General features: G+C 70.7%; 18 protein-coding genes. 7 read left to right on the forward strand and 11 right to left on the reverse strand.

Features of this window, described 5'->3' with window-relative positions; genetic code table 11:
- Positions 1–25: 25 nt before the first annotated feature.
- The gene (locus QZX79_RS04520; RefSeq protein WP_294565315.1) at positions 26–835 is read left to right on the forward strand and encodes a carbohydrate ABC transporter permease; all 810 of its coding nucleotides are present in this window, start codon (positions 26–28) and stop codon (positions 833–835) included.
- Positions 832–2343, forward strand: coding sequence for a glycoside hydrolase family 3 protein (locus tag QZX79_RS04525; protein ID WP_294565260.1), 1512 nt, complete (start codon positions 832–834; stop codon positions 2341–2343). The genes QZX79_RS04520 and QZX79_RS04525 overlap by 4 nt, the downstream gene beginning before the upstream one ends.
- A gap of 90 nt (positions 2344–2433) precedes the next feature.
- On the opposite strand, the gene ligA is transcribed toward QZX79_RS04525, so the two are convergent.
- The 6 genes from ligA to QZX79_RS04555 form a co-directional block, all read right to left on the reverse strand.
- Complete coding sequence (gene ligA, locus QZX79_RS04530) at positions 2434–4788, reverse strand: NAD-dependent DNA ligase LigA (RefSeq protein WP_294565263.1); 2355 nt, start codon at positions 4786–4788, stop codon at positions 2434–2436.
- Positions 4789–4830: 42 nt separating this feature from the next.
- Positions 4831–5604 (reverse strand): PP2C family serine/threonine-protein phosphatase, encoded by a 774-nt coding sequence (locus tag QZX79_RS04535; RefSeq protein ID WP_294565266.1) that lies wholly within the window; start codon positions 5602–5604, stop codon positions 4831–4833.
- Positions 5605–5764: 160 nt separating this feature from the next.
- Complete coding sequence (locus QZX79_RS04540) at positions 5765–6979, reverse strand: adenylate/guanylate cyclase domain-containing protein (protein ID WP_294565268.1); 1215 nt, start codon at positions 6977–6979, stop codon at positions 5765–5767.
- Complete coding sequence (locus tag QZX79_RS04545) at positions 6976–7614, reverse strand: PH domain-containing protein (protein WP_294565272.1); 639 nt, start codon at positions 7612–7614, stop codon at positions 6976–6978. The genes QZX79_RS04540 and QZX79_RS04545 overlap by 4 nt, the downstream gene beginning before the upstream one ends.
- A 100-nt stretch (positions 7615–7714) precedes the next feature.
- Positions 7715–8608, reverse strand: coding sequence for a biotin--[acetyl-CoA-carboxylase] ligase (locus QZX79_RS04550; protein ID WP_294565275.1), 894 nt, complete (start codon positions 8606–8608; stop codon positions 7715–7717).
- Between the two features lie 37 nt (positions 8609–8645).
- A complete protein-coding gene (locus QZX79_RS04555) occupies positions 8646–9551 on the reverse strand; it encodes an NAD(P)-dependent oxidoreductase (protein WP_294565277.1) in 906 nt (301 codons plus the stop codon).
- 254 nt (positions 9552–9805) lie between these two features.
- On the opposite strand from QZX79_RS04555, the gene QZX79_RS04560 reads away from it, so the two are divergent.
- Together QZX79_RS04560 and QZX79_RS04565 are read left to right on the forward strand one after the other, a co-directional pair.
- Positions 9806–11389 (forward strand): acyl-CoA carboxylase subunit beta, encoded by a 1584-nt coding sequence (locus QZX79_RS04560; RefSeq protein ID WP_294565317.1) that lies wholly within the window; start codon positions 9806–9808, stop codon positions 11387–11389.
- Positions 11386–11604: an acyl-CoA carboxylase subunit epsilon gene (locus tag QZX79_RS04565; protein WP_120166815.1), complete on the forward strand. Its 219-nt coding sequence runs from the start codon at positions 11386–11388 to the stop codon at positions 11602–11604. The genes QZX79_RS04560 and QZX79_RS04565 overlap by 4 nt, the downstream gene beginning before the upstream one ends.
- A gap of 44 nt (positions 11605–11648) precedes the next feature.
- Here QZX79_RS04565 and QZX79_RS04570 read toward each other — a convergent pair whose 3' ends face one another.
- Complete coding sequence (locus QZX79_RS04570) at positions 11649–12794, reverse strand: serpin family protein (RefSeq protein ID WP_294565281.1); 1146 nt, start codon at positions 12792–12794, stop codon at positions 11649–11651.
- 359 nt (positions 12795–13153) lie between these two features.
- On the opposite strand from QZX79_RS04570, the gene QZX79_RS04575 reads away from it, so the two are divergent.
- From QZX79_RS04575 to QZX79_RS04585, 3 genes are all read left to right on the forward strand, one after another.
- Positions 13154–14803 (forward strand): DUF885 domain-containing protein, encoded by a 1650-nt coding sequence (locus QZX79_RS04575; protein WP_294565319.1) that lies wholly within the window; start codon positions 13154–13156, stop codon positions 14801–14803.
- A 66-nt stretch (positions 14804–14869) separates the two neighbouring features.
- The gene (locus QZX79_RS04580) at positions 14870–15502 is read left to right on the forward strand and encodes a nucleoside triphosphate pyrophosphatase (RefSeq protein ID WP_294565283.1); all 633 of its coding nucleotides are present in this window, start codon (positions 14870–14872) and stop codon (positions 15500–15502) included.
- A 119-nt stretch (positions 15503–15621) separates the two neighbouring features.
- Positions 15622–17454, forward strand: a complete 1833-nt coding sequence (locus QZX79_RS04585; protein WP_294565286.1) for a biotin carboxylase N-terminal domain-containing protein — start codon at positions 15622–15624, stop codon at positions 17452–17454.
- An 11-nt stretch (positions 17455–17465) separates the two neighbouring features.
- Here the strand turns inward: QZX79_RS04585 and QZX79_RS04590 are convergent, their stop codons facing one another.
- The 4 genes from QZX79_RS04590 to QZX79_RS04605 form a co-directional block, all read right to left on the reverse strand.
- Entirely contained in the window at positions 17466–18146 is a 681-nt protein-coding gene (locus QZX79_RS04590) for a hypothetical protein (protein ID WP_294565288.1), read from the reverse strand.
- Positions 18143–19591 carry a serine/threonine-protein kinase gene (locus QZX79_RS04595; RefSeq protein ID WP_294565291.1) on the reverse strand — a complete coding sequence of 483 codons (1449 nt, stop codon included), beginning with the start codon at positions 19589–19591 and terminating at the stop codon, positions 18143–18145. Before QZX79_RS04595 ends, QZX79_RS04590 begins: the two co-directional genes overlap by 4 nt.
- A gap of 178 nt (positions 19592–19769) precedes the next feature.
- The gene (locus tag QZX79_RS04600; RefSeq protein WP_294565293.1) at positions 19770–21173 is read right to left on the reverse strand and encodes an MFS transporter; all 1404 of its coding nucleotides are present in this window, start codon (positions 21171–21173) and stop codon (positions 19770–19772) included.
- Positions 21174–21363: 190 nt separating this feature from the next.
- Positions 21364–22761 carry an NAD(P)H-quinone dehydrogenase gene (locus tag QZX79_RS04605; protein WP_294565296.1) on the reverse strand — a complete coding sequence of 466 codons (1398 nt, stop codon included), beginning with the start codon at positions 22759–22761 and terminating at the stop codon, positions 21364–21366.
- Positions 22762–23009: the final 248 nt, after the last annotated feature.

Here is a 23009-nt window from a genome sequence, read left to right on the forward strand (position 1 = left end):
CCGGCCCCGCAGCCGCCGGGCACGGGTGACCCTCGCCTGGAAGGCAGTCGCCGTCGCGGCACTGCTGCTGTTCACCCTCTTCCCGACCTACTGGATGATCAGCAGCGCCTTCGACGGGCGCGCCACGGGCGGGGCCCAGTCGCTGTTCCCCGCCGAGCCGACGCTTGAGAACTTCAGCTACGTCCTCTCCGAGGCAGGCTTCGGGACCTTCCTGCGCAACTCCGCCATCGTGGCGGTGTCAACGGTGGTGCTCTCCGGGATCCTCGCCCTCTTCGCCGCCGTCGCCGTCGCACGGTTCCGGTTCCGGTTCCGCACCGGAATCCTCATGCTGATCCTGATCATCCAGATGGTGCCGCTTGAGGCCCTGGTGATCCCGCTGTTCATCCAGGTGCGGGACCTGCAGCTGCTCAACTCCTTCCTGGGCCTGATCATCGTCTACGTCGCGTTCTCCCTCCCCTTCGCCATCTGGATGCTCCGCGGCTTCGTGGCGGCGGTGCCCGTCGAACTCGAGGAGGCCGCCTACATCGACGGTGCGAGCTGGGGCCGCATGTTCTGGTCGGTGCTGCTGCCCCTGGTGGCGCCCGGGCTGGTGGCCACCAGCGTGTTCGCCTTCATCATCGCGTGGAACGAATTCATCTTCGCCCTGACCTTCATGGACAGCCCCGCCACCTACACGGTCGCCGTGGGCCTCCAGCAGTTCTTCGGGGAGAACTCCAACGAGTGGGGCTACGTGATGGCCGGTTCCACCCTGATCACCCTGCCGGTGATGATCTTCTTCATCCTCGTGCAGCGCCGGCTCAGCGGCGGACTGGTCTCAGGGGCGGTGAAGGGGTGAACGCCGCCCGCCTCCGCCTGGTCAACAGCGTCATCCTTCCCGGATTCCTGGGCACTTCCCTGCCCGGCTGGCTCCAGGAGGCGCTCCAGAACGGACTGGGCGGCGTCGTCTACTTCAGCCAGAACATCGACCCGGACACTCCGGGTGCGGTGGGCCGGCTCTCGGAGGCGGTCCTTGCCGCCAACCCCCGCGCGGTCATCGGCATCGACGAGGAGGGCGGGAACGTGACCCGCCTCCAGTCCGCCGCCGGTTCCAGCATCCCCGGCGCCGGCGTCCTCGGCGTCCTGGACGATCTCCGGCTCACCGAGGACGCCGGCCGCGACATCGGCGTCCTCGCCCGCGCCGCCGGAGTGAACCTGGTGCTGGCTCCGGTCGCGGATGTGAACACCAATCCGCTCAACCCCATCATCGGGGTGCGGTCCTTCGGGGCGGACACCGCCCGCGTCTCCGCGCACACGGCGGCGTTGGTGCGCGGCCTGCAGTCAGCGGGCGTCGGGGCCTGTGCCAAGCACTTCCCCGGCCACGGCGACACCAGCACCGACTCCCACCTCGAACTGCCGCGGGTGGAACTGAGCCTCGAGGAGATGCGCCGGGACCACCTGCCGCCGTTCGCCGCCGCGGTGGAGCAGGACGTGGCTGCGGTGATGAGCGCCCACATCGTGATCCCGGAGCTCGGCGAACTGCCCGCGACCCTCAACCCCGCCGCCGTCGCCCTGCTCCGGGAACTCGGCCACGATGGGCTCCTGGTCACCGACGCCCTCGACATGGCTGCAGTGCGCACCGGGGTCGGATCAGGTCAGGGCGCGGTGCTGGCGCTGAAGGCCGGGGCCGATCTGCTGTGCGTCGGCAATCCGTCGAACCTCGGCCCCAAGGCGGGCAGCACCTCCGACGAGGACGACTACCGGGAGGTGCGCGACGCGCTCCTGGCCGCCCTCGACGACGGCACCCTGACACCCGCCCACTTCGAGGCGGCCTACCGGCGCATCCGGCGCTTCGCGGAGGCAGCGCGGCAGGCCCGCGCCGGGGCACCGGATTCGACCGGCGCTCCGGCGCCCTCCGGGCGGGACTGGGTGGAGGCCGCAGGGCGCGCTGTCACCGGCGTCCTGCCGTCCTGGTCCCCGAACGGTACGACGGCGGACCCGGTCCAGCTCCTGGACGGCCGCGGACGAGCCAATATCGCCGCGGGTCCGCTCAGCGACGTGTTCTCCGCAGCCCTCGCCCGGCGCGCCGCCGTCCGGCGGTCGGCCCTTCCGGACCCGGCCGGCACGGCGGATCGAATCGGCTCGCTCGCCCTGATGCCGGAGAGCCGGGTGGTGATACTGACCGACGACCTCTCCCCCGGCGGCGCCCAGCTCGCGGCCGCCCGGGCGGTTCACGCCCTGCTGCCCGGGGCGGCATGGGTCCACACCGGAACCGTGCCGGCCGGCGGACAGGACCTCCCGGCCGTGTACACCCACGGCACCTCGCGGGCCAGCGCCGAGGCGCTCGCTGCCCGGCTGCTCGGCTGAGGGCGGGCACCCGCCCCGCTCTCCGCCGCCGAAACTGCAGCACACCACGCTTCTCCGGAGCCTAGGGGTGGTGTGCTGCCAACTCGACGGTCAGTCCTCGGCCGGCTCCAGGGGCACGTGCCCGGCGTCGGCGGCCGGATCACCCACGTCCGGACCTTCTGTATCCGAACCTTCTGACTCCGAAGCTCCTGCTTCCTGGCCATCCGCATCCGCTGCACCCGCACCCGCACCGCCGTCGTCGGCCAGGCCCGCGGGACCGCCGGCCAGGAGCCGGTCGAAGCCCTCCTCGTCCAGCACCGGAACGCCCAGCTGTTCGGCCTTATCGAGCTTGGTGCCGGCGTTCTCCCCGGCGACCACATAGCTCGTGTTCTTCGACACCGACCCCGAGGCCTTGCCGCCGCGCGTGATGATCGCTTCCTTCGCCTCGTCCCGGTTGTACCGCTCCAGGGAACCGGTGACGACGACGGTGAGGCCTTCGAGGGTGCGCGGCACCGACTCGTCCTGCTCGTCCTCCATCCGCACCCCGGCCGCGGCCCAGGAATCGACGATCTCGCGGTGCCAGTCCTCCTCGAACCACTCCTTCAGCGCGGCGGCGATGGTCGGGCCGACGCCGTCGACGTGGGCCAGCTCCTCCTCGCTCGCGGCGCGGATGCGGTCCATCGACCCGAAGGCCGTGGCGAGCGCCCGCGAGGCGGTGGGTCCGACGTGCCGGATGGACAGGGCCACGAGGACCCGCCACAGCGGCTGCTTCTTCGCCTTTTCGAGCTCCACGAACAGCTTGCGGGTGGTGGCGCTGGGCTCGGAGGGTTTCTTCGCCGTTCCCTTGGAGTAGAAGTAGGGGACGAGTTCGCGTCCCACCACCTCCCCCTTGACCTTCTTGTCCCGCTCGATCTTCACATCGGCGAGCATCTCCGGGGTCAGGTTGAAGATCTGTGCCTCGGTGGTGATCGGCGGCACCGCCGGCTCGGCGGGCCGGGTCAGGGCGATGGCCGCCTCCCAGCCGAGGGCCTCGATGTCGAACGCTCCCCGGCCGGCGAGGTGGAAGACGCGCTCGCGCAGCTGGGAGGGGCAGGCGCGGGCGTTGGGGCAGCGGATGTCCACGTCACCCTCCTTTGCCGGCTGCAGTGGCGTTCCGCAGGAGGGGCATTCGGTGGGCATGACGAAGTCGCGCACCGGGGGGTCCTGCTGGTCGCGCAGGGCGACGACGGGCCCGACGATTTCGGGGATGACGTCGCCGGCCTTGCGCAGGACCACGATGTCGCCGATCTTCACGCCCTTGGCCTTGACCACCTCCTGGTTGTGGAGGGTGGCCATGCTGACCGTGGAGCCGGCCACCTTGACCGGCTCCATCAGTCCGAAGGGCGTCACCCGCCCGGTCCGGCCGACGTTGACGAGGATGTCGAGCAGCTTGGTGTTGACCTCCTCGGGCGGGTACTTGTAGGCGACACACCAGCGGGGCACCCGCGAGGTGTGTCCGAGTGCCCGCTGCAGGGCGAAGCTGTCGACCTTCACCACGATGCCGTCAATCTCGTGGCGCAGCGAGTGCCGCTTGTCGCCGTAGCGTTCGATGAACCCGACGATGGCTTCCTCGTCGTCGAGCACCTCGGAATAGGGCGAGACCGGCAGGCCCCAGCGGCGCAGCTGCTCGTAGGTCTCGGACTGCGCTTCGGCGGTGAGGCCGGTGCGCGCACCGATGCCGTGCATGTAGGCGTCGAGCGGGCGCTCGGCCGTCAGGGCCGGGTCCTTCTGCCGCAGGGATCCGGCGGCGGCGTTCCGCGGGTTGGCGAAGGGTGCCTTGCCTGCGGCGACCATGCGCTCGTTGAGGGCGGCGAAGTCCTTGGAGGGGATGAACACCTCGCCGCGGACCTCGACCTCTTCGGGCACGTCGTCCCCGGCGAGCTGCCGCGGGATGGAGGCGATGGTGAGCACATTGTGGGTGATGTCCTCGCCGGTGACGCCGTCCCCGCGGGTGGCGGCGCGCACGAGTTCCCCGTTGCGGTAGAGCAGGTTGACGGCGAGGCCGTCGATTTTCAGCTCGGTGAGCCAGCGGACGCTGCTGCCCGGGCTGCGCTGCTCGATGCCGGCCAGGGCGCGGCGGAGCCAGACGGTGAGCTCCTCGAGGGAGAAGACGTCCTCGATGCTGTACATGCGCTGGAGGTGCTCCACGGGCGCGAAGGCCGAGGAGACGTCCCCGCCGACCTCCTGGGTCGGGGAGTCGTTGGAGACCAGCTCCGGGTGCAGTGCCTCGATGGTTTCGAGCCGGCGGAACAGTTCGTCGAACTCGGCGTCGGAGACGGTCGGCGCGTTCTCCTGGTAGTACGCATACCGGTGGGCGCGGATGGCGTCGGCAAGGTTCCGGTATTCCTCACGGAGGTCTTCGCTGGGAGTGCCGGTGCCGTCTTTGAGGCCGGTGGTGCTGAGGGCGTCTTCTGTTCCTGAGGTCACCGTCCCATCTTGCCCTAAGGCCGCCGGGCGTTCTAGCACGGCTCAGGGCGCCGCCGGGACTCCCGTGGCGTCGATGACGATGACCGAGACGTTGTCCCGCGCACCGGAGCGCAGGGTGGCCTCGATGAGGGTGTCGGCCGCCTCCTGGGGGTCCGCTACGGTGGCGAGGATCCCGCAGATCTCCTCGTCGGTGAGTTCACCGCTGAGCCCGTCGGAGCACACAAGGATCCGGTCCCCCTCCTCCACCGGCAGCAGCCAGAAGTCCGGCTCGGCGTCGTCGCCCGTGCCCAGGGCGCGGGTGACCACATGCCGGCGCGGGTGGGTGCGCGCCTGCTCCTCGGTGATCTGCCCGGTGTCGACAAGCTCCTGGACCTCGGAGTGGTCGACGGTGATCTGGCCGAACTGTCCCTGGCTCAGGCGGTAGGTGCGGGAGTCTCCGACATTGAAGAACAGCCAGTGGGGGGCGCCGGCCGCCTCGACGAGCACCACGCCGCTGAGGGTGGTCCCGGCGCGTCCGCTGGTCTCCTGGCGGATGCGGGCGTCGGCCTCCTGCACCAGCTCGTCGAGGTCCTCCGCGGTGAACCGGGGCAGCCGGGTGCCGGCCACCGCGCTCATGCCGAGGGTCTGCACGCACAGGCCGCTGGCCACCTCCCCCGCCTCGTGGCCGCCCATGCCGTCGGCCACGGCGAAGATCGGGTCCGCCGCGATCAACGAGTCCTCGTTGTTGTCGCGGCGCAGCCCGGTGTGCGTGGCGTACCCGCACACCACGCGCAGGCCCTGGCCCGCGTCCGCGGGAACCTCGATCGAACCGCTCATCGAGCCGCCCCGGGCAGCAGCCGACCGGTGCGGGGAGCGGGGCGCGGGTGCCTGCCGGCGAAGATGTTCAGCTGGTCGGTCATCTGTCCATTCTGCACTGGAGTGCGGTGGGCCACCAGCGGAGGCTGTGCCGGGCGCCGTTGCGTGGTCGGGCGGGCGCTCAGTCGAGCACCAGCCCGCTGCCGGTCCCCCGGGCCAGGGTCACCGGGTGGACCTCCCCGAAACCGCGCACGGTGCGTGCCTGCTGCGGAATCAGGACGAACTTCTCATTGCCGCTGAGCGTGGCGGCGGTGGTGGCGTCGATCAGCACCGTGCCGGGCTCGGCCAGGGCGGTCAGGCGCGCGGCGAGGTTCACCGTCGGGCCGTAGATATCCCCGAGCCGGGACAGGATCCTCCCCCAGACCATCGAGACCCGGGCCGACGGCAGGAGGTCGTCCTCGGTGAAGGCCTTGGCCAGGGCCAGGGAGATCTCCGCGCCGGCCTCGGGCGATTCGGCGATGTAGAGGACTTCATCGCCGATGGTCTTCACCAGCCGGCCGCCACCGACCGAGATGATTTCGGCGCACTTGTTCTCGAACCGCTGCACCAGCTGGGCGAGGGTCCGCTCGTTCATCTGCCGGGACAGGCTGGTGTAGGACACCAGGTCCGCGAAGCCGACGGCGCGCGCCAGCGGCAGGGGCGCGTCGTCCTCGTCGCCGTCCCGGCCCTCCTCGCTCGCCCGCAGGCCAGACTCTGCCCGGAGGGCCAGGCGCTGGACGGCGGCGTTCATCTGGCGCCGCCACGCGTACACCAGCATCTTCTCGAGGGGCTCGATCAGGTCGGGGAGCTCCGAGACCAGCGCCTTGCGGGCCACCGCGTCGGGGATGCCGCGCTGGACCACCATCTCCTCGACGATGGCCTCGATCTGCCACACCACCATGCGGTCGGTCATCTGGCCGACCGCCCGGGTGATGGAGATGGCGGCGTCCTCGGTGAGCTGTTCCTGCCGGACCAGTTCGATGATGGTCGTCAGCGCTTCCTTGTCCTTCTCGGTGAACGCGACATCCTCGTCCCCGATATTGGGGAAGCCCATGGCGCGCCAGAGCTTGCGGGCCGACAGCAGGGAGACCCCGGCGCGGGCGGCCACCTCGCGCCGGCGCAGGGTGCGTTCCGCCCCGAGGAGTTCGATCTCCAGCGCCCGGATCGCTTCGCGGTGCGGGTCGGCGGCGGAAGCGGGCGCGGGGGCAGGGGCGGGTGCCGGTGCGGGGTCGGGCAAAGGGTCGGGGCGTTCGCCGGGGTGCCCGTTCGATCCCGGCAGTTCCTGCGGCTGCCACACGGCCTTGGGCCGGGGCACGGCGGCGTCGGCGTCGGCGTCGGGGCGGCTTGCGGTGGTCATACCGCCCCCCTCCAGGCCCCGCCGGGGCCGTCCTGCCGCGCTTCCGGGTGCGCGGGCTGCCCCTGATCCGGCCACTGGTCCGGCCACTGGTCCGGTCCGGGCTGACCCATCATGGCACGGCCGTTGAACAGTGCCGACTGCGGGAGCTGTCCGATCGCTTCGGCGACGTGGTCCCTGAACACGGCCGCGCACGGCACATCGCGGTAACTGACCGAGCGGCCGAACCCCAGGTCCAGGGTGAGCGTGCCGCTGCCGAAAGGCCGCTGCACCAGCGACTGGGTCACCCCCACCTGGTGGACGGCGGCCAGCGGCACCTCGTACAGGCTCCGCCGAGTCATCCCGCGGCGGTGGATGAGCCGTTGATTCGTGAGGATATAGCGGCCGGCCAGCCAGCGCAGCAGCGGACGGAGGAACATCCTCAGCAGCAGCAGGGCGCCGCCGACGGCCGCCACTGTGACCAGCAGGGGCTGCCACTGCTGCAGCTCGGGCGGCACCGCGGCGCGGCTGAGCCAGCCCAGGGCGTAGCCGCCGGCGGTAAGCACGGCCAGGGCGCCGATCGACGGCCAGATCAGGCTCCGCGGGGTGGCCCGCGTCCGGGTCAGGACCTGCTCGCCGGGGGCGAGTTTCACCTTCATCGCGACGGCCCCGGGGCGGTGCGCACACCGGGGGTCGGCGCGGCGGCAGGGACGTTGCCGCCCGGGCCGCGCGGCGGCCGTCCGGCCCGAGCTGACGACGTCATCCGGCGTCCTGACCCGCGGGCCGCAGGTGCACGACGTCGCCGACGGAGACGGTGTGCCGCCCGCCGTCGTCGTCGCGCATTACGAGCCCGCCGTGCTCATCGAGCGCCAGCGCGTGGCCGGTCAGTTCGCGGCCGCCGGGAAGTTCCGCCCGGACGCTCCGCCCGAGGGTGTGCATGCGCGCGGAGACCGCGCCGGCGAGGGTGCTCCCGTCGGCGAGGGTGGCGGAGGCGTCGCCGTCGACGGCGCAGAAGGCCGAGTAGCGGGCGGCGAAGGTGCGCAGGAAGGACTTCAGGAGGATATTGCGGTCCGTGGTGCCCGCGTACTCAAGGAGCAGGGAGGTGGCGGTGGGCACCGGCAGCTCCGAATCGGTGAGGCTGACATTGAGCCCGACCCCCACCACCAGGGCCGGCGGCGAGCCGTCCGCTCCGGGAACGAACCGGGCGAGCACCCCGGCCAGCTTGCGGGAATCGACGATGACGTCGTTGGGCCACTTCAGCTGCGGACTCACCTCGGTGCGGTCCTCGACGCTCTCGGCCAGCGCCAGGGCGGCAAGCAGCGACAGCCAGGAGTAGCTCTCCGTGGGGAGGGGCCGGCCGCCGGCATTCACGGGCCGCAGCAGCAGGCTCACGATCAGGGAGGACCGCTCCGGGGCCACCCAGTTGCGGCCGAGCCGTCCGCGCCCGGCCCGCTGCATCTCCGCCGTCAGCACCGAAAGGTCGGGCCACTGCCCGGGTTCCAGCTCGGCCAGCCCGGCCAGATCGTCGTTGGTTGAGCCGGTCTCCTGAACCAGCTCCACGCGCGCATACGGTCCGGCCGGCGCGCACAGGGCCACCGACAGCGCCGCCGCGTCCAAACCGGGTCGCTCCAGGTTTGAGTAGCGGTTGGTCATGCCTCCGATTCTACCCAGCCGGGCAGCGCCCACCGGCTCACAGGAAAATGTCCTGGACGAGCCGGTCCTCCGGCGCGCCCAGGCTGTACGGGCGAAAGTCGCTCACTCCCTCCTCCCGGAGCACCTCCTCGTCGGTGAAGAAGTTGCCGGTGCAGCTGCGTGAGCTGCGCGAGAGCACCGCGTGTGCCGCGTCGGCGACGATCTCCGGGCTGCGGGCGGCCTGCACCAGGGTGCCGCCGCCTGCCATATTGCGGATGGCCGCGGTGTCGATCAGGGTCTTCGGCCACAGGGAGTTCACGGCAATGCCCTCCCCGCGCAGCTCCTCCGCCAGGCCGAGCGTGGTCAGGCTCATCCCGTACTTGGCCAGAGTGTAGGCGAGGTGCGCACCGGCCCACTTCGGGTCGAGGTTCAGCGGCGGGGACAGCGTCAGGATGTGCGGGTTGTCGGAGCGGCGCAGCGCGTCGAGCGAGAGCTTGCTGAGCAGAAACGTGCCGCGGACGTTGACGTCGGCCATCAGGTCGTAGCGCTTCATGTCGACCTCGGGGGTGCGGGACAGGTCGATCGCGGAGGCATTGTTGATGACGGCGTCGATCCGGCCGAAGCGCTCGAGCGCGGCGTCGACAGCGCCACGCACGTCCTCGTCGCGGCGGACGTCACCGACGAGGGGCAGAGCCGTTCCGCCGGCCTCCTCGATGAGGCGTGCGGCGCTGGAGACCGTGCCCTCGAGCTTCGGGTGCGGCTCGCCGGTCTTGGCCAGGAGCACGATGTTCGCTCCGTCGCGGGCAGCGCGCAGCGCGATCGCCAGGCCGATGCCCCGGCTCCCGCCCGAAATCAGGAGAGTGCGCCCGCGCAGGGGTGCCTCCGGCGGGTCGGCGGCCGTCGTCGGGACTGGATTTTTTGATGGTGTCGCTGCTGCGTTCTCTGCTGCGTTGCTGGCGGTCATGCGGCAAGAATACGCAGGCGGGGGCGCGGCGCCGGCTGCGACGCACCGAATGTTACCGACCGGTAACCCGAGGAGTCGGACTAAGTGTTCGCGCCGGAACCTGTAGGAGTCCTACAGTCGGAGGGGCCCCTTGGCTCACTAGACTGGGACGGTCGTTCGTTTTTTTGGAGGATTCCTCACAAGGAGCCCTCCGGAGGCGGCCGCGCCAGACGCCCGCCCTACCCCCTGCACTCGGAGATTCAATGAAGCAAGACGTGGAACCCGACCTCAAGACGACCGCCGGCAAGCTCGCCGATTTCCGGCGCCGGCAGAGCCAGTCGCTGCTGCCTTCGGGCCCCGAAGCCGTTGAACGCCAGCACGCCCGCGGCAAGAACACGGCCCGCGAACGCATCGACCTCCTCGTCGACCCCGGGTCCTTCGTCGAGTTCGACGCCCTGGCCGTCCACCGCTCCAACGCGTTCGGCATGGACAAGAAGCGGCCCCTCGGGGACGGCGTGGTCTCCGGCTACGCCACCGTCGACGGGCGCCTCATCGGGATCTACAGCCAGGACTTCACCGTCTTCGGCGGCTCCCTCAGCCAGGTCAACGGCGAGAAGATCGTGAAGGTCCAGGAGTTCGCGCTGCGCAACGGCTGCCCGGTGGTGGGCATCAACGACGGCGGCGGGGCCCGCATCCAGGAGGGCGTGGCCTCCCTGGCCATGTTCGCCGACATCTTCCGCAACAACGTCCATGCCTCCGGCGTCGTCCCCCAGATTTCCCTGATCCTCGGACCGTGCGCGGGCGGGGCCGCCTACTCGCCGGCCCTGACCGACTACGTGGTGATGGTGGACAAGACCTCCCACATGTTCATCACGGGCCCGGACGTCATCAAGACCGTCACCGGCGAGGACGTCGACATGGAGACCCTCGGCGGCGCACGCCAGCACAACACCACCACCGGCACCTCGACCTACCTCGCGGCCGACGAACAGGACGCCATCGGCTTCGTGCGCGAACTGCTCGACTATCTGCCCTCGAACAACCTCGCCGAGGCCCCGCTCGGGGAGTTCACCGAGATGCTCGAGACGACGCTCGAGGACGAGGCCCTCGACACGCTGATCCCCGACTCCGCGAACCAGCCCTACGACATGCACGCAGTGATCGCCGCGATCGTCGACGACGGCCACTTCCTGGAGATGCAGGCGCTCTACGCACCGAACGTGCTCATCGGGTACGCCCGGGTGGAGGGCCACACCATCGGCATCGTCGCCAACCAGCCGATGCAGTTCGCCGGGACCCTCGACATCAACGCCTCAGAGAAGGCCGCCCGTTTCGTCCGCCACTGCGACGCGTTCAACATCCCCATCCTGACCCTGGTCGACGTTCCGGGCTTCCTGCCCGGCAAGGACCAGGAGTTCAACGGCATCATCCGCCGCGGCGCGAAGCTCCTCTACGCCTACGCCGAGGCGACCGTGCCCAAGGTGACGGTGATTACCCGCAAGGCCTACGGCGGGGCATACATCGTGATGGGCTCCAAGAAGCTCGGCGCGGACCTCAACCTGGCCTGGCCGACGGCGCAGATCGGCGTCATGGGCGCCCAGGGCGCGGTGAACATCCTCTACCGCGGCCACCTGAAGGCCGTCGCGGAGGCCGGCGGCGACGTCGAGGCGGCACGCGCCGAGGTGGTCCAGCAGTACGAAGAGGAGCTGCTCAACCCGTACCAGGCGGCGCAGCTCGGCTATGTCGACGCCGTCATCGCCCCCTCCGACACCCGGGTTCAGGTGGTGCGGGCGCTGCGGGCGCTGCGTGACAAGCGGGCCACCCTGCCCGCCAAGAAGCACGGGAACATCCCGCTGTGAGCACCGGCACCCCGGAGGAGGAACCGCTGCTGCGCGTGGTGGCAGGGAACCCCACTGACGAAGAGGTGGCCGCGCTGACCGCCGTCGTCCTGGCGATGGCGGACTCAGGGGACTCGAATGACCGGCGCCATCCGGGCCGGGCGTGGCTGCGCCGGACCCTGCTGCGCCTGCACCCGCTGCCCGGGCCGGGCTCCTGGCGGCGCAGCGGCAGGTAGGCGCAGCGCACACCGCCGCGTGCCCGCGGTCCGGGGCCTGCCGGTCAGCGCGGGTCCGTGACGGTTCCGAGGAACAGGGGCAGGCCGGTGGCCTCGTGGAGCACTGCGTAGAGGAACGGCCGGTCAACCTCGACCACCAGTTCCGGATCGACCGGCACCGAGGTGGCCATCAGTTCGAACTGGGTCACCGCCGCGGCGACCGTCCCCTTCTCCCCGACGGTGATCGAGGCGGCCTGGGCCGCCGCTGAGACGACCGCGTCGGGCTGGATTGCGGAAAGGTCCGGTGCACCGCCAAGGGTTTCCCGCAGGCCGAGCCTGCGCAGCAGCGGCAGCAGGTCGAAGGCGCTGTCGGACTCCCAGCGCGGCAGGCCAAGCCCCAGGAAGACCTCGCCGGCCTCCTCCATCGCCCTCGCAACCTCAAGCAGAGCCTCCTTCGAGCACGCAGGCAGGGCGGGCCCGTCGTCGGACCCGGCGTCGCCGGCGGCGAGCACGACCCGCAGCACGAACCCCTCGGTGTAGGGGACGTCGACCGCCACCCACCGGGAGCCGGCGGCGTACCGGGCCGGAGTGCGGGTGTGCATTCGATCGACCGCCACGGTGGTGCCGTCGGGCAGCCGGAAGTCCTCGGGGTAGGTGCCGGACGGGTCGAAGGGCTCGGCCCAGGCGGCCGCGAAGTACGCGGTGTTGAGCAGCGACAGGGTCGTATCCGGGTTGTACTCGACGGGCGCCTCCGTCATGCGTCCACCGGTGGCCTCCGACACCCAGCGGTTCAGCACCGCCTCCGTTGCGGGATCGGCAAAGTCAACGGGATACACGCCGGCGCTGGAGTGGCGGGCCAGCGTGGCGAGGAAGGCGTCCCCGGTGGGCGTCTCCCGGTCCACGAACACGCCGTTGGCCAGGTGCAGCACCGGGACGGCCGGCGGCTCCTGCGCGTTCGCCGCCCCGGGGTCGCCGTCGTACGGTGCGAGCCGGGCCAGCAGGGCCTCAAGGGCCGTCGTGCTGCCCTCCGCCGGCAAGCCCAGGACGGCGTCGAGTTCGGCGGCCGTGCTTGAGCCGGCTCCGGCCCGCAGCATCAGCAGGGCGCACAGGGCACTGACCGGGCTCGTGACGACGTTTTTCCCGGGCGCTCCGGCCAGCAGCGCCGCGCCCAACTGGTAGGCACTCCGGCGCAGGGCCTCCTCCGGTGACACCGGCCCCGGCCGGTCGTCCCGTCCAGGGCGCCGGTCCTGAGCACGAACCCGTCCCCCGTCCTGTTCCTGTTCCCGGTCCTGTTCCCGTCCCTGGTCCTGGTCCTGAAAATTCCTCCGCGGGTCCCCCGCCGCCGTATTCATGCCCTCACCCTAGGGGTCCCGAGGAAGGGAAGGGGGGGTTTTCGCGCGGCGCCGCGCTGAGGCGCCCGACCTGCTCCGGATATTTCGGCCGAACCGTAGCCCGGGGCAACGGACGGCGCTAGGCTCGGGCTGTGACCAACGAGACTTCCCCTGCCTCCACCCCTTCCACCCCGTCCTCCGGCTCCGGCTCCGAGGGTGCCGCACGCCAGCCGACGGCCATCGACGCCGTCGCGGAGACCTACACCGCCACCCTGACCCGGTTGGACCCCGGATTCGCCACGGTCCTCGGCGTGCCCGGCCGGGAGACCGAATTCCGTGACTACTCCCCGGCCGGCGTTGAGGCCTTCGCCGAAGCGGCCCGCTCCGCCCTGGCCGACCTTTCCGGACTCGAGCCGGTCGACGACGTCGACGCCGTGACCCTCGACGCGATGCGCGAACGCCTCGGGCTTGAACTGGAGATCCATGAGACCGGGGCGAACCTTTCGGAGCTCAACAACCTCGAAAGCCCCGCCCAGAACGTCCGGGCCATCTTCGACCTCATGCCGACGGCCACCGAGGAGCACTGGGCGCACATCGCCGGCCGCCTGTCGAACGTCCCGGCCGCCCTCTCGGGCTACATCACCTCCCTGCGCCGCGGACGGGAGCTGGGCCTTGTCGCTGCCGCCCGCCAGATCGGCATCGTCATCGAGCAGGTCACCCGGTACGCCGAGGACGGCGGCTTCTTCGACAGCTTCGCCGCGGGCGCGGCCACGGACGACGGGCCCGTGACCGGGCCGCTCGCCGCCGAGCTGCGCAGCGGAGCCGAGGCCGCCCGCCAGGCCTACCGCGGGCTCGCCGCGTTCCTGCAGGAGGAGCTGCTGCCCGGTGCCCCCACCAAGGACGCCGTCGGCCGTGAACGCTACGCCCTGATGTCGCGCCTGTTCCTCGGGTCCGCCGTCGACCTCGAGGAGACCTACCAGTGGGGCGTCGAGGAACTCGACCGCATCATCGCCGAACAGGAGGCGGTCGCCTCGGAGATCCGGCCCGGTGCCTCCATCGAGGAGGCCATCTCGGTCCTCGATGCCGATCCGGCCCGCCAGCTCCACGGCACCGACGCGCTGCGCGAGTGGATGCAGGAGCTGTCCGACGGCGCGGTGCAGGCCCTGGCCGGCGTGCACTTCGACATTCCCGACATCATGCGCACCCTCGAATGCCGGATCGCCCCCACCCACGAGGGCGGCATCTACTACACCGGCCCCAGCGACGATTTCTCCCGGCCCGGCCGCATGTGGTGGTCAGTGCCCGAGGGTGAGGACTCGTTCACCACCTGGAAGGAGACGACGACCGTCTACCACGAGGGCGTCCCGGGCCACCACCTCCAGGTCGCCACCGCGGTCTACCAGCGGCGGCTGTTGAACGCCTGGCGGCGCAACGCCGTCTGGGTCTCCGGCCAGGGCGAGGGGTGGGCGCTGTACGCCGAACGCCTGATGCAGGAGCTCGGCTTCCTCAACGATCCGGGCGACCGGCTCGGGATGCTCGACGCCCAGCGGATGCGTGCGGCGCGCGTGGTCTTCGACATCGGCGTCCACCTCGAACTCGAGGTGCCGCAGCGGTGGGGCTCGGGAACGTGGACCCCTGAGAAGGGCTACGAATTCCTCCGCAGCAACATCGCCATCAGCGAGGGCCAGCTGAACTTCGAGTTCAACCGGTACCTGGGCTGGCCCGGGCAGGCGCCCTCCTACAAGGTGGGGCAGCGGCTCTGGGAGCAGATCCGCGACGAGGTCAAGGAACGCGAGGGCGCAGCCTTCGACCTGCGGGCCTTCCACACCCGGGCGCTCAACCTCGGGTCGGTGGGGCTGGACACGCTCCGCCGGGCGCTGCTGAGCTAGCTCTCCGGGGCGGGCCGCCGCCCGCCCCGGTTCCCGGCCGGCCCGCCGCCTGCATAGGGTAGGGGAATGACTCCGCGCCTGATCCTCGCCTCGGCCTCCCCCGCCCGCACCAAACTCCTTCGGGAGGCCGGCATCCGGCACACCACCCTCGTCTCGGACGTCGACGAGGCCGCCGTCGCGGCCGGGTACGGGGAGCTCGACGCCTACGACACCTCCCTGCTGCTCGCGCGGGCCAAGGCCGAAGCGGTCGCCTCCCTGCCCGAGGCCGAGGACGCCCTCGTGGTGGGGTGCGACTCCATCTTCGAATTCGAGGGTGAGGCGCACGGCAAGCCCTACGAGCCCGACGTCGCCCGCGCCCGGATCCGGCGTATGAGCGGCTCCTCGGGGGTGCTTCACACCGGTCACTGGCTGGTCGACAACCGGGAGAACGGTTCGGGCGCCACCATCGGCGGGGTCAACTCCGCCACCGTCCACTTCGGGGTGATGTCCGAGCAGGAGGTGGACGCCTACGTCGCCAGCGGGGAGCCCCTTCACTGCGCCGGCTCCTTCACCATCGACGGGCTGGGCGGTGCCTTCATCGAACGGATCGAGGGCGATCCGCACACCGTGGTCGGGCTCAGCATCTCCACGCTCCGCGCGCTGCTGGCCTCGGCGGGCGTCCCGGTGACCGACCTGTGGGAATCCGCGGACCGCGCCTGAGCGATTTGTAGGACCCCTACAAAGGAAGGGCCCGCAACACGCAACGACGGCACCGTTTATGGGCGGAATCAACAATTAGACGCTAGGCTCCGATCAGACCCGAAGGAGCATTCCACCCCATGAGCACACCACCGCCAGGCGCTGTCCCCGCGCCCCTGCCGCCCGCCGCCACCCCCGACGCCGTGTCCACCTCGGTGACGAAGGTGCTCGTCGCGAACCGCGGCGAAATCGCCGTCCGCGTCATCCGGGCAGCACGCGACGAGGGCATCGCCTCGGTCGCGGTGTACGCGGATTCGGACCGGGAGGCCCTCCACGTGCGCCTCGCCGATGAGGCCTTCGCCCTGGGCGGGACCACCGCGGCCGAGTCCTACCTGGTGATGGACCGCATCCTCGACGCCGCCCGGCGCAGCGGCGCCGACGCCATCCACCCCGGCTACGGCTTCCTCTCCGAGAACGCCGACTTCGCCCGGCGCGTCCAGGAGGCCGGCCTGACCTGGATCGGCCCGTCCCCGGACGCCATCTCCAAGCTCGGCGACAAGGTGCAGGCCCGCCACATCGCGGACAAGGTCGGTGCCCCGCTGGTCCCCGGCACGAAGGACCCCGTCGCCTCCGTCCAGGAGGTGCTCGACTTCGCCGATGAATTCGGCCTGCCCATCGCCATCAAGGCCGCCTTCGGCGGCGGTGGCCGCGGCATCAAGGTGGTCCGTGAGCGCGAGGAAATCCCCGAGCTCTACGATTCGGCGGTCCGCGAGGCGACCGCCGCCTTCGGGCGCGGCGAGTGCTTCGTCGAGCGCTTCCTCGATGCCCCCCGCCACGTCGAGACCCAGTGCCTGGCCGATGCGCACGGCAACGTCGTCGTCGTCTCCACCCGAGACTGCTCGCTGCAGCGCCGCAACCAGAAGCTGGTCGAGGAGGCCCCGGCGCCGTTCCTGACGCCGGACCAGAACCAGCGCCTCTACGAGGCCTCCAAGGCGATCCTGCGCGAGGCCGACTACCAGGGCGCCGGCACCTGCGAGTTCCTCGTCGGCAAGGACGGCACCATCTCCTTCCTCGAGGTCAACACCCGGCTGCAGGTTGAGCACCCGGTCTCCGAAGAGGTCACCGGCATCGACCTGGTGCGCGAACAGTTCCGCATCGCCCGCGGTGAAGCACTCGGCTACGGGGACCCCGAGGTGCGCGGCCACTCCTTCGAGTTCCGCATCAACGGCGAGGACGCCGGCCGGGGCTTCCTTCCCTCCCCCGGCACCGTTGAGACGCTGAAGCTGCCCACCGGCCCCGGCGTCCGCGTCGACTCCGGCGTGGAGCAGGGCGAGGTGATCGGAGGAAACTTCGACTCGATGCTGGCCAAGCTCATCGTCACCGGCGCCACCCGGGAGCAGGCCCTGCAGCGGGCCCGGCGCGCCATCGCCGAGATGGAGGTCGGCGGGATGCCCACCGTGCTTCCCTTCCACGCCGCGGTGGTGGCCGATCCGGCTTTCGCCCCCGCCGAGGGACCCTTCGCGGTCCACACCCGGTGGATCGAGACCGAGTTCGACAACCGGATCGAGCCGTGGGTTCCCACCGGGGCCGACCCGGCTCCCGAGGAATCCCGGCAGCGGGTCACGGTCGAGGTTGGCGGACGCCGCCTCGAGGTCGTCCTCCCGGCGGGGCTGGGCGCGGGCAACGGCCGGCCGCCCGCGGCAGCGGGCAAGCCCAAGAAGTCCCAGCGCCCCCGGGCGGGTGCGGCCGTCGCCAACGGCGACGACCTGACCTCACCCATGCAGGGCACCATCGTCAAGGTTGCCGCCTCCGACGGCGACAAGGTGGCCGAGGGCGACCTCGTCGTGGTCCTCGAGGCGATGAAGATGGAACAGCCGCTCACTGCCCACAAGTCGGGCACCCTGTCCGGCCTCTCCGCCGCCCCTGGGGACACGGTGTCGGCCGGGTCGGTCATCGCCGCCATCCGCTCCTAGACGGAGGGCGGTCAGCCGTCCTTCTTCTCCTCCGACTTCCCCTTGCCGGGGTCGTCGTTGCCTTTGCCTGCGCCCTCGTCCTTTTCGTCGTCCTTGCCCGGATCCTCCTTCGGTTCCTCGGGCTTCGGTTCCTCGGGCGCGGGCTCCTCGGGCTTCGGTTCCTCGGGCGCGGGCTCCGCAGGCTCAGGTGCCTCCGGTTCCGGCGCGGCCGGGGAGGGTTCGACCGGCGAGGGTTCAATTGGCGAGGGTTCAACCGGCGCGGGCTCGACCGGCGCCGGCTCGACGGGAGCCGGAACCACCGGCGCGGGCGGAGCGGCGGAGGTCGCCGGCGCAGGGGCAGGGCCGGCCGGGGGCGTTGTCGACGCCGAAGGGGTCGGCTCCTCGCCGGCCTCCTGGAGGGAGGCGACGACGGCGTCGATCCTCGCCGAGATCAGCGCCGCGCGGTCCTCGGACATCGCGCCATCGGCGGCCGACGCCTCAACCTCCTGCCGCAGGGCGTCGGCGCGGTCCAGGGCGGCCTGCGTGTTCCCCGCGGCGGCGAGGCCGGCGATTTCGCGCACCGAGGCCGAAAGCTGCCGGGCGGCCTCCGCGTCCAGCGAGCCGGGCGCCCCGCAGCCGGCCAGGGCCAGCGACCCGGCGACGGCGGCCACCAGGACCGGGCGGGACAGGACCCGCCGGATTCTCAGCATCATGGGTTCACGCTTTCGTAGAGTTCCTCAAGCCGTTCGCCGGTGGTTCCCGGCACCGACGGCAGGGGTTCGGGGTCGGCGCCCGATCCGGCGGGCCGGTTCAGCACCACCGCGGCAAGCACTCCCAGCGCCGCCAGCAGCACCGCGACGGCGATCAGCCAGCCCGGTACGCGCCTGCGCCGGATTCCGCGGTCCCCGCCGGAGGGAGAAGGCCGGTCCGGATCGAGGACCGGAGAGGCACCCACCGGTGCGGGAACCTCTGCGGTCTCCGGGCCCCGGACGGGATCCCCTGCGATGGGCGGGGCGGTTGCGGCACCGGCGGGGAGGGGACTCGTCGGAGCGGCTGCCGCGGTCGATACCGCCGTAGGTGCCGCCGTCGTGGGTGCTGCCGCAGGTGCCGGCGTCGTCGGGGCTGGCGCCGCCGTGGGTGCTGCCGCGGGCAGGGCCACAGTGTGGGCCGCCGCTACCGGCACGGCAGCCGTGGGCGCATCCACCTGCGATACCGGCGCCGTCGGAGTGTCAGCCCCCTCGCTGGGCGCCGCGCCCGGGCCAGGGGCCGGACCGCCCGCCGCGGGCATCGCCTGGGGAGGGTCCAGGGGCACCAGGGCAGCCTGCACGGCGGCAGCCGGCGCGCCGCCGTCGAGCTCGGCCAGCGCCGTCGCGACGGCACGGGCGTCGGGACGGGCAGCGGGATCGTCGAGGGTCATGGCGGCCAGAAGCTCGCCCATTCCGGCGCCGGCGCTTGCCGGGATGGAAGGGCTGCGGTGCAACCGGGCCAGGGCGCTTTCGACCCCGGTCCCGGGGAAGGCCCGTTCGCCGGTCAGGCACTCGATCAGGACCAGGCCCAGGGAGTAGATGTCGGTGGGCGTTCCCACCATCTCGCCGCGGGCCTGCTCGGGGCTGAAGTAGGCGGCGCTGCCGATGACCTGCCCGGTGGCTGTCATACCGCTCCCGTCGAAGAACCGGGCGATGCCGAAGTCGGTCAGCAGATAGGTGAAGACACCGCTTCCGGGCTCGGCGTCGCGGGTGAGGATATTCGACGGTTTGATGTCCCGGTGGATGACGCCGCGGTGATGGATATGGTGCAGCGCCCGCGAGAGGTCGAGGCCCACGTGGCGGGCTCCGGCGGGGGTCAGCGGGCCGCTGCGGAGCATAGCTCCAAGGTCGGGGCCCGGAATGTACTCCATCACGAGGTAGGCGCCGTCGCCGGAGGCGTGTTCGGTGTCCATGTCGAGCACCCGGACCAGCCCGGGGTGGTCGAGCCCTGCGAGGAGCCTCGCCTCGACGGATCCGCGTTCGATTCCGTCGGCGGTGCCGGGTCGGAACACCTTGATGGCAACGTCACGTTCGAGTCGGGTATCCCGGCCCAGGTACACCTCGGCCATCCCGCCGGCACCCACGCGCCGGCCGAGCGCGTAGCGCCCGCCCGCAAGTGTAGAAACCGTCATCGCTCCCGCATCCAGTAATCGTAAGTAAGCTTCCTTTAGTTGATTGTACGGGCAACCCGGCGCCCGCGCGGCACCTGCTGAAACTCGGAAACCACCCGAAAAACGGCCCACCGGGGGTTAAACGACGCCGGCGCGCCCCCCGAGGGGAACCGCGCCGGCTCGTTGATTCGGATAAGGATCAGGCGATGTGGTTCTCGTAGTCCCGGTCGCGGGTTTCGCGGGAGATCCACAGGGCGACGAAGGTCAGGACCGCCGCAATGCTGAGGTAGAGCCCCACCAGGAAGGTGCTACCGTCGGCGACCTTCCACAGCGCAATGGCCACGAAGGACGCCGGCGCCGCACCGATCACGCTTGAGAGGTTGTAGGCCACGGCGGACCCGGTGTAGCGCACGTTCGCCGGAAAGAGTTCAGGCAGGACGGCGGCCATCGGCCCGAAGGTCAGGCCCATGAGGATGAACCCGATGATCAGCAGCGCCATGGCACCGGTGCTGCCGGCACCGAAGAGGGGAACCCAGGTGAAGCCGAAGACGGCGATGCCCGCGGTCACCGCCAGGAGCATCCTGCGGCGTCCGAACCGTTCCGCCAGCGGACCGGAGACGAGCGTGAAGATCCCGAAGAACACGACACCGAGGATGAGCATCCACAGGAAGTCGCCGCGGTCGATCCCGAGTCCCGGCACGAAGCCCGTCGCGTCGAACTCCTTGCCCGCGGCCTCGGCGCCGGCCCGAGCCTGCTCGACCGTGGCCGGGCTGGTCCCGTAGGTCAGGGTGAAGGAGGTCATCAGGTAGAACAGCACGTACGTGGCGAACATGATGAAGGTGCCCAGCACCAGCGGCCGCCAGTGCCGGCGGAAGACCTCGCCGAGGGGAAGCTTGACGACCTTGCCCTCGTCCCGGACCTTCTGGAAGGAAAGGCTCTCGATGAGCTTCAGCCGCACGTACAGCCCGACGATCACCAGGACGGCGCTGAGCAGGAACGGAACGCGCCAGCCCCAGCTCAGGAACTGCTCGTCCGTCAGGGTGGTGTTGAGCACGACGAAGAGGATGTTCGCGAGGATGAAGCCGATCGGGGCGCCAAGCTGCGGGAAGGTGCCGAAGACGGCACGCTTGCCCTGAGGGGCGTTCTCGGTGGCCAGCAGGGCCGCACCGCTCCACTCGCCGCCGAGGGCGAGGCCCTGGAAGAAGCGCAGCACGACGAGCAGCAGCGGGGCGAGGATGATCCAGCCGGCGTTTTCCGCCGTCGGAAGCAGCCCGATCAGGAAGGTCGCGATACCCATGGTGAGCAGGGAGGCCACCAGCGTGGCCTTGCGGCCGATCTTGTCACCGTAGTGACCGAAGATGATCGAGCCGAGCGGGCGGGCGACGAACGCGACGCCGAAGACGGCGAAGGAGCTCAGGAGCTGGTTCGCCGGGGTGGCGTTGGGGAAGAACAGGGCCGGGAAGACCAACACCGACGCCGTGGCGTAGATGTAGAAGTCGTAGAACTCGATGGTGGTGCCGATGAGGCTGGCGAAGATGACGCGGCCGCGCGGATTCAGCGGCTTGGTGGCCCCGCCCAGTGCAGCGGGTGACGAAGAGGACATGAGATCGGCTTTCTCTTGCGGGGCTTCAGACCGGCCGGGGCTCCTAAACGATCCCGGTGGCCAATCCGTTCAGTGAATCCACATATTGGACCACTTGCGTCCACCCAGTGGAGAAGTGTGTCCAACCCGTGGACACGGACTCCGGTGCCGATCTCTAGGCAGTCCGGCTGCGGCGTCCTCCCCCGCGGCCCTACAGGCGCACGTGGAGCCGGCGGGCGGCCTCGGAGATCGATCCGGTCAGCGAGGGATACACGGTGAAGGTGTTGGCGACGTCGTCGACGTGGAGCTTCTTGGTCACCGCGATCGCCAGCGGGAAAATCAGCTCGGAGGCGCGTGGACCGACGACGACCCCGCCGATCACCGTGCCCGAGCCGGCGCGGGAGATGACCTTCACGAAGCCGTCCTTGACGTTCATCATCTTCGCCCGCGCGTTGGTGTGGAGGGACAGCTTGACGACGTCGCCCTGGTACTTGCCCGAGGCGATGTCGGCCTCGGTGACACCGACCGTGGCAATCTCCGGCGTGGTGAAGATGTTCGAGGCGACCTGCTTGAGCTTGAGCGGGGTGACGGTGTCCCCCAGCAGGTGCGCGATGGCGATCCGGCCCTGCATGGCGGCGACCGAGGCGAGGGCGAACACCCCGGTGCAGTCACCGGCGGCGTACACGTTCGGCGCCGTCGTGCGCGAGACTCCGTCCACGACGATGTGGCCCGACTCGGTCAGGGCCACCCCGGCCTCTTCAAGGCCGATGTCGGCGGTGTTCGGCACCGCGCCCACGGCCATGAGGCAGTGGCTGCCCTCGATGACCTTGCCGTCGGAGAGGTGGACCTCGACGCCGGCCGAGGTGCGCTTGACCTTGTCGGCGCGGGTCTTCGAGAGAACGGTCATGCCCCGGTTGAGGAAGACGTCCTCGAGGACGGCGGCGGCGTCGGCGTCCTCACCGGGAAGCACCTGGTCACGGCTGGAGACGAGCGTGACCTTGGAGCCCAGCCCGTTGTAGGCGGAGGCGAACTCCGCGCCCGTGACGCCGGAACCGACGACGATCAGGTGCTCGGGGATCTCCGTGAGGTTATAGACCTGGGTCCAGTTGAAGATCCGCTCCCCGTCCGGCACTGCGGTGGAGAGCTCGCGGGGGTGGGATCCGACGGCGATCAGCAAGGCGTCGGCCTCGATCACCGAGGTCTTCCCCTCGGAGACAACCTCGATGCGGTGGTTGTCAAGGAGCTTCCCCGTGCCGATGATGACCTTCACGCCCTTGCGCTCAAGGGTGGCCCGGATGTCGGCTGACTGACCCGCCGCGAGCTTCAGGAGCCGCTGGTTGACCTTGTGAAGGTCGGCCGCGACAGAGGTGTCGGTGAAGTTCACCCCGAGGCTGTGCGCATCGGTGAAGCGGGTCATGGTGTCCGCGGTGGCGATGAGGGTCTTCGAGGGGACCACATCGGTCAGCACCGCCGAGCCGCCCAGCCCCTGCCGTTCGACGATCGTGACGTTGGCGCCGAGGGAGGAAGCGACCATCGCCGCCTCGTATCCGCCCGGGCCGCCGCCGAGGATGGCAATACGCAGGGAGCTGAAATCAAGTTGATTGGTCACAGCACCTTATTGTCCCCCATCCCGGGCGGCGGCCCAAACGATTTGGCGGGCTTGGCCGGTGAGCATCGGACGGTGAGATGTCCGTCCGGCACCGCTGTGCAGCCCGGCGTCCGCCGCGCCGTCGGACGGCGAGCCCGCCCCAGAGCGACCACCGAGCCACAAAGCGACGGGCGGACCGGATAAAACGGGTCCATTCGTCGCTTTCGGGTCCGCAGGACGCCTTCCGGCCCGGGAACTGCCTTCACCGC

Source organism: uncultured Arthrobacter sp. (genome assembly GCF_902805515.1).
Lineage (GTDB): Bacteria > Actinomycetota > Actinomycetes > Actinomycetales > Micrococcaceae > Arthrobacter_D.

Excerpts from the sequence above, each read along its gene's own strand:
- QZX79_RS04550 (WP_294565275.1), bottom strand. The coding sequence starts at position 8,608 with ATGACCAACCGCTACTCAAACCTGGAGCGACCCGGTTTGGACGCGGCG.
- QZX79_RS04555 (WP_294565277.1), bottom strand. The coding sequence starts at position 9,551 with ATGACCGCCAGCAACGCAGCAGAGAACGCAGCAGCGACACCATCAAAA.
- QZX79_RS04595 (WP_294565291.1), bottom strand. The coding sequence starts at position 19,591 with ATGACGGTTTCTACACTTGCGGGCGGGCGCTACGCGCTCGGCCGGCGC.
- QZX79_RS04545 (WP_294565272.1), bottom strand. The coding sequence starts at position 7,614 with ATGAAGGTGAAACTCGCCCCCGGCGAGCAGGTCCTGACCCGGACGCGG.
- QZX79_RS04590 (WP_294565288.1), bottom strand. The coding sequence starts at position 18,146 with ATGATGCTGAGAATCCGGCGGGTCCTGTCCCGCCCGGTCCTGGTGGCC.
- QZX79_RS04600 (WP_294565293.1), bottom strand. The coding sequence starts at position 21,173 with ATGTCCTCTTCGTCACCCGCTGCACTGGGCGGGGCCACCAAGCCGCTG.
- QZX79_RS04580 (WP_294565283.1), top strand. The coding sequence starts at position 14,870 with ATGACTCCGCGCCTGATCCTCGCCTCGGCCTCCCCCGCCCGCACCAAA.
- QZX79_RS04585 (WP_294565286.1), top strand. The coding sequence starts at position 15,622 with ATGAGCACACCACCGCCAGGCGCTGTCCCCGCGCCCCTGCCGCCCGCC.
- QZX79_RS04535 (WP_294565266.1), bottom strand. The coding sequence starts at position 5,604 with ATGAGCGGTTCGATCGAGGTTCCCGCGGACGCGGGCCAGGGCCTGCGC.
- QZX79_RS04540 (WP_294565268.1), bottom strand. The coding sequence starts at position 6,979 with ATGACCACCGCAAGCCGCCCCGACGCCGACGCCGACGCCGCCGTGCCC.